This window comes from Flavobacterium soyae, assembly GCF_021245985.1.
Classification (GTDB): Bacteria; Bacteroidota; Bacteroidia; order Flavobacteriales; family Flavobacteriaceae; genus Flavobacterium; species Flavobacterium soyae.
The window spans coordinates 58157-71341 of record NZ_JAJQXA010000002.1 but is presented as its reverse complement, the minus strand read 5'-3'; the positions used below and the strand labels follow the sequence as shown (position 1 = coordinate 71341).

The following is a 13185-nucleotide window of genomic DNA, read 5'->3' as shown; positions in this document are numbered from 1 at the left end:
ATTTATTTTACTGCAATTTACTCAATTTAATCCAGTCATGAAATTTCATTTTTAAAATTCCTGATATAAAATTCGTTTCAGATCATAATTTATTTGATCTAAAATGAAACCATTTTCACTGATTGTTAACACATTACATATGTTAAATTTGTTAATTTTGATAGAACCTTAATTTATCAATCATGTCTAAAAAAGCACTTTATCTATTAGGGATCGCTCTTACCATAATTTTAGGTACTATTTTGTATATAAAGTTTTGCTGCAATTGCGATGCGGCACAGCCAAAGGCTTCCAAAAATGCACCTTCGGCACTAGTTAAGAATGATAATTTTGTTCCTTTTATAGATCCGTTAATTCTTCATTTTAATACGAATAATCAAACTTTAATTTAAATGAAGAAGAACAGCAAAAAATAACTGATATTATTAAATATTTAAAAAATGTAAAAAATACTTCTGTCTTAGTCGCGGGGCATAGCGATAATGTAGGCAATCGGGATTTAAATATCGCTCTGGCACAAAAAAGAGCTGATTTTTCTAAAAATTATTTAATTAAAAATGGTATTGAAGCCTCTAGAATTGTGACTGAATCAAAAGGGCCGGATGAACCAATTGGTGATAATATGACCAGTGAAGGAAAAGCAAGCAATAGAAGAACTGTTATTACCATCAAATAATCAAAAATATACTTATTATGAATTTACCATGTATCTTAATACCGATTTTAGTGGGTATAATCTGTGGAATTTTAGGTTACTTACTAGGAAAATTGAACTCAAAAGGAGATGATTCGTTAGCCGCATCATTACAAGCAGATCTTGATGCCTGCAAAGCAAATACGAAAAATTTAAATGTAAAAATATCTTCTCTTGAAGCAGATCTTACAGCTGCTCATGCCAAAGCTTCTGCATCAGTGGCTAAATCATTTGTTTCGGAGGCTCCATCAGCTTTATTTGACAGTGAGCTGGCTTCAAATGTATTAGGAAAAAAAATAAAACAGGACGATTTGAAGATTGTCGAAGGAGTTGGTCCAAAAATAGAAGCTTTGTTTAACGAAGCCGGGATTAAAACCTGGCAAGATCTTTCGGAAGCATCGACAGAAAAATTACAATCAATTCTGGATGCTGGAGGAGAAAATTATGCAATTCATAATCCAAGTACCTGGGCTAAACAAGCTTTATTTGCCTATCTGGGCAAATGGCAGGAATTAAAAGAATGGCAGGAGAATTTACTTGGAGGGAAAGAGTGAAAATAGGTTCAAAGGTGCAGAGCTGTAAAGGTTCAGAGGTTTTATATCGTGCTTTTTAACCCTATGAATCTTTGTTACTTTGTACCTTTTCTAAAATTACAGAATCCCAATCTGCAGCTGTATTGTACCATAATTTTCCTTTTAGAACTTCTAGCGGAGAATCAAAATTATTGGTGTAAAGTGCTCCTGTTCCTAATCCTTGGGGCATTTTTGAATTTTGAAGAAATGTCCATTGCGCGATTGCGTTCAATCCAATATTACTTTCAAGTGCAGATGTAATCCACCAGCCAATATTATATTTATCAGCTAATATTATCCATTCCTGCGTTCCTCTAAAACCGCCAATAAAGCTAGGTTTTAAAATAATATATTGAGGTTTGATCTCTTTTAGTAATTTTTCTTTTTCTTTAAATGTAAATATGCCTATCAATTCTTCATCTAAAGCAATTGGAAAAGGGGGCATTTTACACAAATCGGCCATCGCCTGAATATTTCCTTTTTTAATAGGCTGCTCAATGCTGTGCAATTGAAATTTATTTAATTGATTGAGTTTATCTAAAGCTTCATCTAAAGTAAAAGCACCATTTGCATCAACTCTAATTTCTATTTCTTCTGCTGAAAAATGACTACGGATAAATTCTAATAATTCTAATTCTTTTTGAAAATCTATCGCCCCAATTTTAAGTTTAATACAGTTGAATCCGTCTGCTAATTTTTCTTCAATCTGTTGTTTCATAAAAGCCGGCTCGCCCATCCAAACCAAACCATTTATTTCAATTGGCTGAGTATTATCGGTAAAATCAGATGAAAAAAGTAAATATGGATTTTTACTTTTAAGGGATAAAAAAGCCATTTCAATTCCAAATTGAATCGAAGGAAATTCCAGTAAGGATTCCCAAAGTGTTTTTTCGCCTAATTCAATATTTTCGCAAACCCATTTTAGCTTTTCTTCATAATCATCGCGATCATCAGCACTTAAGCCACGAAGTATGCCGCACTCACCTATTCCTTTTTTACCGTTTTCTTCAAGAACTATAAAGCAGGTTTCTTTTTCGGTCATAACACCGCGAGACGTCCCGGACGGACGCTTAAACTCGAGCATATATTTGTGGTAAGTTGCTTTCATTTTTTTTTTAGATGCTAAGATTCTAAGATCCCAAGATGCTGAGAAACTAAAAAATTTAGAAACTTAGTATCTCAGCAACTTAGTAACTTAGTTAAATAATTTTAAAACTTTTTCGAAGTCTTTTGAGGGTAAACCAGCTTTTTCGAAAAGGGCAAAATCAGATTTTGTTTTGTCTTTCCAGCTTACGCTGTCTGTAACGTTTTGATCCTGGTATTTTTTATATATTGCTTTTGCATCACTATAATTATTGCTTACTAAATAAACGTGTGCTAAGTTTAATTTTACCAGTAACTCTGTATTATCTAATTTTTCGCCTTCCTGCAAAAACTTTAATGCTTTTGCATATTGTTTTGTCAGGATATAGCAATAACCAATTGAACTGTAGTCTAATGCTGTAGCTTTACCGTCGTTAACAATTATATTTAATTTTTGAATAGCTTCGTTGTACTTTTGCTGTTTTATTAAAACTGCAGCCTGATTTCTTAAATCATTATAAACGTTTTTAGAAATGTCGGCATCTTTATAACAGGCATTTCCAAAGTCTTTGTACACTTTTGTTTTTTCAACAGCAAGTAATTTCTGAAATTCTGAATAACGATATTGTTTCATTATCTTATCAAGTATACAAACGCAAAAATCATCAGAATTAGCCATTTTTTGTGCCATTGTCGATGTTTTGCATAAACTGATAATCTCATTTTTGTTATCCTGATTCCAGCCTCGGTTTAATTTAGTATCGACCCAGGGCACAACTTCTAAAACTATCTTCTGGCTCAAAAACCAGTTTTTGCTTTCAAAACCAAACCAGATTGTGGCTGTATTCTCTTTAAGGCAGGAATTTTTATCTAATGAAATTCGCTTTGCGTCTTTACTAACCGGTTCTGATTGTGAATAACAGGCCGAATCAATTTTTCCGTCGGTAACGTATTTTTTAGCATTTTCATTTGAGGTAAACAATGAATATGTACATTGATCGTCTCCAGAAATTTTAGACATTAAAAAAACAGCTCCGGCTGATCCCTGACCTATTCCGTATGGATCTGGAATTGCTTTTAGCAGAGAAACGAGACTATTGGCCATTTGCTGATTTTTGTCCAGAAGTGTAATTCTGTACACAATTTCGGTTGTCCCTACTGGTAAATCTTCTGTTTTTACTACAAGCCGGTCTCCTGCAGAAACCAGAACTTCTTTTGTAGTTGCGCGTTCTTTGTCCCAATAACCATCTTTTTGAGCAAAGGTGCTGTAGGTTGAAGTTATTAAAAGTATTAAAAATATTCTTTTAAGATTCATATTACGGATGATTACTATTTATTTTTATTCTCATTTTTGTCATTCCGGGGAACGAGGAATCGCACTCGCAGATCGACAAAGATTGGTTCTTTTCTTTGCGGAATTTCTAGTGCGATTCCTCGTTCCTCGGAATGACATAACATAACGAATAATTAAATAGAATTTTTATTATAATTCTATAGATTCTCCAATATTTAAAAGCATCAAATCTTTTCCTTTATCAAAGAATTTGCGAATTGATTCTTCGTGGTTGATTTCGATGTAACCAAAAGTATCAAAGTGATAACCTAAAATTTTGTCACATTCTATGAAATCAGAAGCAATTATGGCATCTTCAACATCCATTGTAAAATTATTTCCGATTGGGAGAATCGCTAAATCTAATTTTGTTCTCATCGGAATCAGTTTCATATCAAATGTAAGAGCTGTGTCTCCGGCAATGTAAATGTTTTTATGTTCTCCTTCGATTACAAATCCACCGGGGTTACCTCCGTAAGTTCCATCAGGGAAAGAACTTGAGTGAATTGCGTTTACATATTTTACTTTCCCAAAATCAAATTGCCAGCTTCCACCATGATTCATTGGGTGTGCATTAAAACCTTTCTTTGCGTAATAACTTGTAATTTCAGCATTTGAAACAATTACTGCATTGGTGTTTTTTGCAATAGTATCTACGTCTAAAACGTGATCACTATGCGCATGAGTAAGCAAAATATAATCGGCTCTTAATTTGTTTATGTCAATAGCAGCGGCCTGAGGGTTTCCAGAAATAAACGGATCAACAAGTATATGTTTTCCTCCTACTTCGATTCCTAAGGATGCATGTCCGTAAAATGTAATTTTCATCTTAAAAATTTTTAAAGTTGAACTAATTATCTTCCCCCTAAGAAAAGATTAACAATGATGTCTGAAATCAACGAAATCATACATACTGTCAATAATATAGATAACAAAAATGTACTAAGTGCCAGCTTTTTTAATTCCGGATCTAACAGTTTAGGATTTTGATTTTTATAAACGGTAATTAAATGTTTAGTTAACGGAATATAAGCCAGTAAAAACAAATATTGATCAAAATTATAATCACTTAAAAAGGCAAAAATTATAACTAAAAGCATTGCCGTAATAATCAATGAAAAGTGATAAATTTTAGCTTTTGCTCCGCCCATTTGTACTACAATAGTATTTTTTCCTGATTTTCTGTCTGATTCTTCGTCGCGCATATTGTTTAAGTTTAAAACACCTACGCTCAATAATCCAATTGAAACTGCAGGAAGAATTAAAAGCGGATCAACTTCTTTTGAATATAAAAAGTTAACGCCTAATGTACTTACAAGTCCGAAGAAAATGAAAACAAATAAATCACCAAATCCTCTGTATCCATAAGCTGAACTTCCTACTGTATAACGAATCGCCGAAACAATTGCAGCGATTCCCAGCAGCAAGAAAAAGATAGAATAACCAAAATTATCCTGACCAAAAGCAAAATAAATCAATATAATAGCCGATAACAAAGTCAGCAATGAAGTAATTATTATGGCTTTTTTCATAGCTTCCGGCGTAATTGCACCACTTTGAATGGCACGCTGCGGACCAATACGATCTGTATTATCTGTACCTTTTACTCCGTCGCCATAATCATTTGCAAAATTAGAAAGTACCTGAAGACCAAGTGTTGTTAAAAGAGCGAAACCAAAAATTTTCCAACTAAAAACTTCTGTTGGCGTATTAATTGTTTCTGTTGGGTTTGAAAGTGCATAAATACTTCCAACTATAATTCCGGAAACTGATAAAGGTAATGTGCGCAGTCTGGCGGCTTCAATCCAATGTTTCATATTTTAATTTTAGATTTTTAGAGTTTAGATTTTAGATTATTGGATTCTTTTTAATTTAAAAAAATCTAAAATCTGTAATCTAAATAATATTGTTTTTTTATCTAGAATTTAGATATCAGTTTCAGATTCAAAAAAATCTAAAATCTGCAATCTAAAATCTAAAATATTTATGGCAGCCATTTATTTTCGCCAAAGTTTGGTTTTCTTTTTTCTAAAAAGGCATTTCTTCCTTCTTTTGCTTCTTCGGTCATGTAGGCTAAACGTGTTGCTTCTCCTGCAAAAACCTGCTGCCCGACCATTCCGTCGTCTGTTAGGTTCATGGCAAATTTCAGCATTTTTATAGAAGTAGGTGATTTTTGAAGAATTTCCTGTGCCCATTCATAAGCAGTAGCTTCTAATTCATTATGCGGAATTACGGCATTTACCATTCCCATTTCAAAAGCTTCCTGAGCGGAATAATTTCTTCCTAAAAAGAAAATTTCACGTGCTTTTTTCTGTCCTACCATTTTTGCCAAATAAGCAGACCCGTAACCACCATCAAAGCTGGTCACATCAGCATCTGTCTGTTTAAAAATGGCGTGTTCTTTACTTGCCAGGGTCATATCGCAGACTACATGCAAACTATGTCCGCCGCCAACAGCCCAGCCAGGAACTACTGCGATAACTACTTTTGGCATAAAACGAATTAAACGCTGTACTTCAAGAATATTTAAACGATGCTGCCCGTCTTCTCCAACATATCCCTGATGTCCGCGCGCATTTTGATCGCCTCCACTGCAAAATGAGTAAACACCATCTTTAGTTGATGGTCCTTCTGCAGAAAGTAAAACTACTCCTATTGAAGTATCTTCTTGCGCATCGTAAAAAGCCTGGTATAATTCTGAAGTTGTTTTAGGTCTGAAAGCATTTCTAACATTTGGTCTGTTAAAAGCAATTCTGGCAACTCCATTACATTTTTTATAGGTTATATCTTCAAATTCTCTGGCTGTAATCCAATCCATTTCTGTTTGTTTTATTTAAAAATTATAGTGTAAAAATAAACCATTTTTTACATTTTTCCCTATTCAATTTTGTTTAAGTCTCGGCTATATTTTTCTTTCAATGTTAACAATTAATATTCCTGTACAAAAAATAACACTTTTTAACATTGGTATTAAAAAATAATGAGTAATTTTACGTCCTAGAAATCAACAAGATACAAATTATTTTGTTGATATAAGATTGATTTTCTTTCACTGATTTATTAACCTAAAAAATGATTTTTTTGAGAAAATTTAAAAAATTTGTCGCTCATTTTTTTATGGTTTTAAATAGTAAACCTGTTAAGAATGAGCAAATGATTTATTCGTTTGTCAAAACTTCAAAAAGGAAATAGTAACACCTAAGGTTAAACGCTAGAATTGTTTTGTAATTAGTATAAAATTGATTACGAAAAGAGGAAAAATGCTAACTAAAACTTTCTATAAGTTATTTTATTAAACCAAATGGATTAGCCGTGAAATTAAATTTTTGCTTTTGAGATAAACGCATTAATTGTTTAAAGACATACCATCAAGAAAGTAGTTTCTAAAATTCGTAAAGCTGCTAACTTTCAAGATGAATTCGAATTATTTTATTTCTGTTTTTTTTTAATTACAATTTTTTTTAAAACTAGAATAAAAAGGGAAAGGCTGCTTGTAATGAGCAGCCTTTCTTGTTATGTAATTTTCTTAAATTCCAAATTCCAATGTATAACGTACTACATTGGAATTTAAAATATTGGAATTTATTCTTAATCTTTTAAAAGATAAATACCATCTTCTTTAATTTCAATTAGTTTTTCTTTATATAAAGCCCCAACAGCCTTTTTAAAAGTTTTTTTACTCATTTTTAAAACCGTTTTTATGTCTTCCGGATGCGAATTGTCATTTAAGCGTAAAAATCCCCTATTGGCTCTTAATTCGTCTAAAATCTTCTCTGCATTTGGTTCAATGCTCTGATAGCCCTGAATTTGCAATGCCACATCAATTTTATTATCAGGACGAATGTTTTTAATATAGCCACGCATTCTGTCACCAGTTCTTATCGAATCATCATAAACCTCGTCTTTATACAAAAGTCCTTTATGCTGTTCGTTTATAATTACGTTAATTCCAATTTCGGTAATATGCGAAACAATTAAATCAACTTCTTCGCCTTTCTCGACAGTTAAATGATCGTTGCTCAAAAACTGATTTGTTTTGCTGGATGCGACCAAACGATTTGTTTTTTCATCTTTATAAAGATAAACAAGGTAGCGTTTTCCTTTTTCCATTGGACGTGCCTGTTCTTTAAAAGGAACCAGGATATCTTTTTCCATTCCCCAATCCATAAAAGCCCCAACGTTATTGATATAGTTTACTCTTAAAAGAGCAAACTCATTCAATAAAATATAAGGTTCAAGTGTAGTTGCAACCGGACGCTGTTCATGGTCTAAATAAACAAAAACAACAAGTTCTTCGCCTATTTCAAATTCATTTGGAACATATTTATTTGGTAATAAAACATCGTGAATTCCGTCTGGATCTTTTTCAGGATTTCCTAAAAAAAGACCAACTTTTGTATCACGCAATATAGTAAGTGTATTGTATTTTCCTATTTCAAGCATTATTATGAGGTTCTAAGCTGCGAACAGCTAAGTTTCTAAGGTGCAAATGTACGAAGTTTGAAATGGTAAATGAAAAATGTTTTGGATTAAGCCATAGAAAAAGAAAAAAGCGCCTTATTTATAGACGCTTTTACATTTATTATTTATAAACACTTTCTTTCTTAAAGTGTAATGTCAATAGATAATAAACAACAACTCTGTGTTTATTTCTGTTTGATTTGCCATATTTTTCTAAAACAGCATGAATAGCTTCATCTAAAGCCGGGCCTGCCGGTAAACCTAATTTCTTGATCAGAAAATTATTTTTAACTGTATCTAATTCAGACTGCTGGCTTCCTGCTACAGTTGAAGCATCATCATTGTAAATCGACGGACCGCAGCCAATTGTTACTTTTGTCAATAAATCCATATTTGGAGTTACTCCGCATTTGTCTTTTAAATCTGCTGCATACTTCTGAATTAATTCTTCTCTTTTGCTCATAATAAATTTAATATTGATTACTATTTTATGTATCAAATCTAAATAATATTATGATTTAAAACAAATATTTAACACTATTTAACTTACAATATATTTAAACAAGCTCTTTAAAGTATTGTTTTAAAATTGCATCGTTTTCTTTAGTCGGTGTAAATACTTCAAGTATTCCCGGCGCTTCATTAGTATTATATAATTTTTCTAAATTTTTATTTAATTCTTCCAAATCATTGGCTTTAAAATAATTGCATTGATACATCTTAGCTAAATGCTCTGCCGTTAATTGATGAGATGTTTCAAAATAAGTATTGAAAACAGGTTTTTCTTCATGTCCGGGCAAAATCCTAAAGATTCCTCCTCCTCCATTATTAATTATAATAATTTTGAAGTTTTTAGGAATATAAGAATTCCATAAAGCATTGCTGTCATACAAAAAGCTTATATCGCCCGTAATAAAAATAGTTTCCTTTTCGCTGCCTACGGCCGATCCAACTGCTGTTGAAGTGCTTCCGTCTATTCCGCTTGTTCCTCTGTTGCAAAATACTTCAATTGACGGATCAATTTCAATTAATTGTGCATAACGAATTGCTGAACTGTTGCTAATTTGTAACTGACTTTTTTTGGGAAGCGATTCGATAACTTTTTCAAAAACTTTAAAATCTGAAAATGGAATTTTCTTTAAATATTCTTCTTTTCTTTTATTTCTCAGACTGTAAATTTTATCGATTTTTGAAAAGTAATTGCTTGCTCTAAATTCTGTTTTTGGAAGCAGATTTTTAAAAAAATCATTTGGCTCCATTACAAAATGTTTACTTAAAGCATTGAATGTATCATAAGCACGTAAAGTATCTATATGCCAGTGATGTGCAGGTTTGTATTTTCGTAAAAATGCTTTAATACGTTTTGATACAATCATACCACCCAAAGTGATTAAAACCTCTGCTTCCAGCTCTTTAAAATCAGAATCGTCAAATGGTGTAATTAAGGTATCTATACTATTAATAAAACTCGCATGATGCAAATTTGAGGTAGTTTCTGTAAGTACAACAATTGATGGATCGCTGGCCAGGTTTTCTAAAATTTCCTGATCTATAGAATTAGATTCGTTTATTCCTCCAATAAGAATTAGTTTTCTTTTTGCAGAATTCCAAATTGAAACGGTTTCTTCGCTGTTTTCGATAATTTTAGATGGGGTTTCTTCCTCAGGATTGGTAATTTTTGGTTGAACAGAAAGTTCTGAAACCGTTTCATATAATGGCTCTTCAAATGGTGCATTAATATGAACCGGCCCTTTTTGAAGAATCGCTGTTTCTATAGCTTTATTAATTTTCAAATCATTTTCTGCAGATGCATCTTCTGTTAAATTGGCATTAAAAACAGAATGGTTTAAAAATACATTTTCCTGACGAATCGTTTGTCCGTCACCTATATCGATTTTACTCTGCGGACGATCTGCAGAAATTACAATTAAAGGAATCTGACTGTAAAATGCCTCGGCTACAGCGGGATAATAATTCAATAATGCTGATCCTGACGTGCAGACAACTGCTGTAGGCTTTTTTGTCTGCTGTGCAATTCCTAAAGCAAAGAATGCAGCACAGCGCTCATCGGCAATACTGTAACATTTAAATTTTGGATTTTGTGCGAAACCAATCGTCAGAGGTGCGTTTCGTGAACCAGGAGAAATTATAATATTATGAATTCCTTTTGCTGAACAAATCTCGATAATGCTTTGTGCAAGCGCTATTTTGGGGTAAATCATTCTAAATGGTGTATAATTTTTTAAGAAAATATATTTTATAAAAATTTTCTTTTTGCGAATACAAAGTTACAAACTTCGTGCTTGATTTAACTTATATATTAGGAAGATATTAATACTGTTTTTATAAAAAGGGAATATATTTGTATAACAGTTTTTTTTATTAAAATTAACCTTTTATGCGTTTTTTATATTTACTTTTTCTTTTCGTTTCTCTGCAAACCGTAAAATCTCAAAATCAGTTTGCTGTTGACGGAATAACATACAAAACAGCTCTCGAAAATGCCAGTACACAAGGCAAGCCGGTTTTTGTAATGCTGTATGCAGATTGGTGTCCGCATTGCAGCCAAATGAAAAAAGAGGTTTTCAGCGATACAAATGTGATGGATTTTTTGAATAAAAATTATATCTGCGTTTGGAAAAACATCGAGAAAGAAGAAGGAACTGCACTTAAAAATAAATTTAAAACGACTTCTCTTCCTGCATTTTTATTTTTAGATGCTGATGAAACCCTTTTATATGCTTTAAAAGGCGAAATGAAAAAAGAAGAATTTCTGGCCGAAGCTAATTATGCTTTAAACCCGAAATTACAGCTTCCTTATTTAGAAAAAGAGTTTCTGGCTGATCCGAGTAATTCAACCAAGTTTTTTACTTATTTGAATACGCTGAAAAAAGGGAAAGACAGAACTGAATTATCGATTCCAACCCATATTTATCTTCAAACACAATCAGATTCTCAATTAATAAGTGAAACCAATTGGCGTGTAATTGCAAATGGCGTTACTGATATTAATTCGAGAGAATTTCAATATGTTTTAAAACATCAAAAAGAATTTGCAGCAGTAGCTTCGCAAAATCGTGTGGACCGTAAAGTAGAGAGTATTGTAAACGAATTACTTCGTCCGCTTGTTGATAATCTGGATACTATAAATTATTATAAACAAAGAGAAGTCGCAAAATCAATTAGACTGCAGAAAACGGATTCTCTTGTTTTTAAATTTGATCTGACGCTGGCTGAACGTACTGAAAAGTGGGATTTCTACAAAAAAGTAACTTTGGAAGATACTGAAAAATTGGTTTGGAATGATGCTGGTTTCTTAAAAGACATTGGACAGACTTATTTGAAACATATTAATGATACCGAAAGTTTGAAAAAATCAATTTTTTGGGTAAAACATTCTTTAGAATTAACGGATTCTTACGATGGAAATTTACTCATTGCCCGGCTTTACAATAAAATAAAAGACAAAAAACAGGCATTGAAATATGCTAAAGATGCCAAAGCAATTGGTAAAGAAATGGGCTGGAATACCAAAGATATTGATACTTTACTGACTGAATTAAATTCTAAATAAACTTAAAAATTATTATTAGCCACGAATTCACGAATTATTCCAATTAAAATTCGTGAATTCGTGACGGAAAAAACAACAAAACTATGAGCGTTATTCTTAGACCTGCAACCACAAACGATTTAGAGAAAATTCTTGATATTGTAAATCATTCTATCCTTCATACAACGGCAAATTATAGTTATGATATTCAAACTCTTGAAATTCAGACAAAATGGTTTGAAGATAAAAAAGCTAAAAATCTTCCTGTTGTTGTAGCTGATTTAGATGGTGAAGTTGTTGGTTTTGGAAGTTATGGCCAGTTTCGTGAAAAAATTGGTTATCAATACACAGTCGAACATTCTGTTTATGTAGTTGATAATGTTATTGGAAAAGGAATTGGCTCCAAATTATTGACAGAATTAATTCGTTTGGCTAAAGAACAGGGTTTTCATGTTATGATTGGTGCAATTGATGCTGATAATGCAGGAAGTATTGCTTTTCATGAAAAGTTTGGATTTGTGGTATCAGGAACAATCCGCGAAGTTGGGTATAAGTTTGATCATTGGCTTGATTTGGTTTTTATGCAGCTTATATTAGCGTAAATGGCACGCGGATTTTACGGGTTCGCTATCGCGAAGGCGCGGATTTATAAGGATTTTTTTTCTTTTCGCTTTTTTGTCATTTTGAGGAACATGAAATCGCACTCGCATTTCCTCATAGTGAATCGCCAATCTTTGTCGAGTTTCTTGTGCGAGACAAGACTTTTTGGAAAAACCTTTGTCCCTCTGTCTCTTTGCTGCTTTGAACCTTAAAAAAATCCGCAAATTTGATAAATTCAAATTTGCGGATTTTTTTGTCTGGATAGTTCTAACTAACTTTTAATCCAATTGATTACTTCTGGATCAGTAACTAAAGTTTTTGGTTTAATCACTTTTACTAATTCTCCTTTTTCGTCGATTAAGTATTTTTGAAAATTCCACTCAACTTCAGAATCCTTCAATCCATTTTTCGATTTTTGAGTTAAGAATTTATAAACCTCACACATATCGTCGCCTTTTACAGAAACTTTATTCATCATAGGAAAAGTTACACCGTAATTTTGCTGGCAGAAAGTTTCGATTTCTTTATTTGTACCAGGTTCCTGCGAAGCAAAATTATTTGCCGGAAAACCAACAATTACAAAACCTTTGTCTTTGTATTGTTTGTAAATAGCTTCAAGATCTTTGTATTGAGGAGTTAATCCGCATTTTGATGCCGTGTTTACGATTAGGATTTTTTTGCCTTTTAAAGACGCAAAATCAAAAGTATCACCTGATAAATCTTCAACTTTAAACTGATAAATGGTTTCTTTTGCCATAGTTTTATCTGATTTAGATAATTTATTTGTGTTTGTTTGAGCATGAGTCTGTGTGCTTAATAAAAATAAGGCACTACAGGCTATAAATAGTATTTTTTTCATTGTATATTTTTTTATAAAATTAATTAAAAT

The 13185-nt window shown here is 32.3% G+C and carries 14 protein-coding genes; 5 read left to right on the top strand and 9 right to left on the bottom strand.

Features of this window, described 5'->3' with window-relative positions; translation table 11 throughout:
- Positions 1-182 precede the first annotated feature (182 nt).
- Genes LUU93_RS02765 through LUU93_RS02755 form a run of 3 tightly spaced genes read left to right on the top strand, consistent with a single transcriptional unit; the run spans position 183 to position 1248 of the window.
- Positions 183-392: a hypothetical protein gene (locus LUU93_RS02765; protein WP_232677982.1), complete on the top strand. Its 210-nt coding sequence runs from the start codon at positions 183-185 to the stop codon at positions 390-392.
- 20 nt (positions 393-412) lie between these two features.
- A complete protein-coding gene (locus LUU93_RS02760) occupies positions 413-676 on the top strand; it encodes an OmpA family protein (RefSeq protein WP_311202621.1) in 264 nt (87 codons plus the stop codon).
- Positions 677-693: 17 nt separating this feature from the next.
- Positions 694-1248, top strand: a complete 555-nt coding sequence (locus tag LUU93_RS02755; protein ID WP_232677979.1) for a helix-hairpin-helix domain-containing protein — start codon at positions 694-696, stop codon at positions 1246-1248.
- A 61-nt stretch (positions 1249-1309) separates the two neighbouring features.
- Here the strand turns inward: LUU93_RS02755 and LUU93_RS02750 are convergent, their stop codons facing one another.
- The 8 genes from LUU93_RS02750 to menD all read right to left on the bottom strand — a co-directional run bounded on the left by LUU93_RS02750 (position 1310) and on the right by menD (position 10365).
- Positions 1310-2374, bottom strand: a complete 1065-nt coding sequence (locus tag LUU93_RS02750) for an o-succinylbenzoate synthase (RefSeq protein WP_232677977.1) — start codon at positions 2372-2374, stop codon at positions 1310-1312.
- Between the two features lie 87 nt (positions 2375-2461).
- Positions 2462-3664, bottom strand: coding sequence for a tetratricopeptide repeat protein (locus LUU93_RS02745; RefSeq protein ID WP_232677976.1), 1203 nt, complete (start codon positions 3662-3664; stop codon positions 2462-2464).
- A gap of 168 nt (positions 3665-3832) precedes the next feature.
- A complete protein-coding gene (locus tag LUU93_RS02740) occupies positions 3833-4510 on the bottom strand; it encodes a metal-dependent hydrolase (RefSeq protein WP_232677975.1) in 678 nt (225 codons plus the stop codon).
- Positions 4511-4536: 26 nt separating this feature from the next.
- Complete coding sequence (menA, locus tag LUU93_RS02735; RefSeq protein ID WP_232677972.1) at positions 4537-5499, bottom strand: 1,4-dihydroxy-2-naphthoate octaprenyltransferase; 963 nt, start codon at positions 5497-5499, stop codon at positions 4537-4539.
- A 167-nt stretch (positions 5500-5666) separates the two neighbouring features.
- Entirely contained in the window at positions 5667-6500 is an 834-nt protein-coding gene (locus tag LUU93_RS02730) for a 1,4-dihydroxy-2-naphthoyl-CoA synthase (protein WP_232677971.1), read from the bottom strand.
- Between the two features lie 770 nt (positions 6501-7270).
- Positions 7271-8125, bottom strand: coding sequence for a CvfB family protein (locus LUU93_RS02725; RefSeq protein ID WP_232677970.1), 855 nt, complete (start codon positions 8123-8125; stop codon positions 7271-7273).
- Positions 8126-8264: 139 nt separating this feature from the next.
- Positions 8265-8606: a DUF2853 family protein gene (locus LUU93_RS02720; RefSeq protein ID WP_232677964.1), complete on the bottom strand. Its 342-nt coding sequence runs from the start codon at positions 8604-8606 to the stop codon at positions 8265-8267.
- Between the two features lie 94 nt (positions 8607-8700).
- Entirely contained in the window at positions 8701-10365 is a 1665-nt protein-coding gene (gene menD, locus LUU93_RS02715) for a 2-succinyl-5-enolpyruvyl-6-hydroxy-3-cyclohexene-1-carboxylic-acid synthase (RefSeq protein WP_232677960.1), read from the bottom strand.
- A gap of 176 nt (positions 10366-10541) precedes the next feature.
- On the opposite strand from menD, the gene LUU93_RS02710 reads away from it, so the two are divergent.
- Together LUU93_RS02710 and LUU93_RS02705 are read left to right on the top strand one after the other, a co-directional pair.
- Entirely contained in the window at positions 10542-11717 is a 1176-nt protein-coding gene (locus LUU93_RS02710) for a thioredoxin family protein (RefSeq protein WP_232677957.1), read from the top strand.
- 83 nt (positions 11718-11800) lie between these two features.
- Complete coding sequence (locus LUU93_RS02705; protein WP_232677954.1) at positions 11801-12298, top strand: GNAT family N-acetyltransferase; 498 nt, start codon at positions 11801-11803, stop codon at positions 12296-12298.
- Positions 12299-12567: 269 nt separating this feature from the next.
- On the opposite strand, the gene LUU93_RS02700 is transcribed toward LUU93_RS02705, so the two are convergent.
- A complete protein-coding gene (locus LUU93_RS02700) occupies positions 12568-13155 on the bottom strand; it encodes a glutathione peroxidase (protein WP_232677952.1) in 588 nt (195 codons plus the stop codon).
- Between the last annotated feature and the right edge of the window lie 30 nt (positions 13156-13185).

What these genes read in the sequence shown, in the direction of transcription:
- LUU93_RS02725 (WP_232677970.1), bottom strand. Translation starts at nt 8,125, where the DNA reads ATGCTTGAAATAGGAAAATACAATACACTTACTATATTGCGTGATACA.
- menA (WP_232677972.1), bottom strand. Translation starts at nt 5,499, where the DNA reads ATGAAACATTGGATTGAAGCCGCCAGACTGCGCACATTACCTTTATCA.
- LUU93_RS02755 (WP_232677979.1), top strand. Translation starts at nt 694, where the DNA reads ATGAATTTACCATGTATCTTAATACCGATTTTAGTGGGTATAATCTGT.
- menD (WP_232677960.1), bottom strand. Translation starts at nt 10,365, where the DNA reads ATGATTTACCCCAAAATAGCGCTTGCACAAAGCATTATCGAGATTTGT.
- LUU93_RS02720 (WP_232677964.1), bottom strand. Translation starts at nt 8,606, where the DNA reads ATGAGCAAAAGAGAAGAATTAATTCAGAAGTATGCAGCAGATTTAAAA.
- LUU93_RS02730 (WP_232677971.1), bottom strand. Translation starts at nt 6,500, where the DNA reads ATGGATTGGATTACAGCCAGAGAATTTGAAGATATAACCTATAAAAAA.
- LUU93_RS02700 (WP_232677952.1), bottom strand. Translation starts at nt 13,155, where the DNA reads ATGAAAAAAATACTATTTATAGCCTGTAGTGCCTTATTTTTATTAAGC.
- LUU93_RS02705 (WP_232677954.1), top strand. Translation starts at nt 11,801, where the DNA reads ATGAGCGTTATTCTTAGACCTGCAACCACAAACGATTTAGAGAAAATT.
- LUU93_RS02750 (WP_232677977.1), bottom strand. Translation starts at nt 2,374, where the DNA reads ATGAAAGCAACTTACCACAAATATATGCTCGAGTTTAAGCGTCCGTCC.
- LUU93_RS02710 (WP_232677957.1), top strand. Translation starts at nt 10,542, where the DNA reads ATGCGTTTTTTATATTTACTTTTTCTTTTCGTTTCTCTGCAAACCGTA.
- LUU93_RS02740 (WP_232677975.1), bottom strand. Translation starts at nt 4,510, where the DNA reads ATGAAAATTACATTTTACGGACATGCATCCTTAGGAATCGAAGTAGGA.
- LUU93_RS02765 (WP_232677982.1), top strand. Translation starts at nt 183, where the DNA reads ATGTCTAAAAAAGCACTTTATCTATTAGGGATCGCTCTTACCATAATT.
- LUU93_RS02745 (WP_232677976.1), bottom strand. Translation starts at nt 3,664, where the DNA reads ATGAATCTTAAAAGAATATTTTTAATACTTTTAATAACTTCAACCTAC.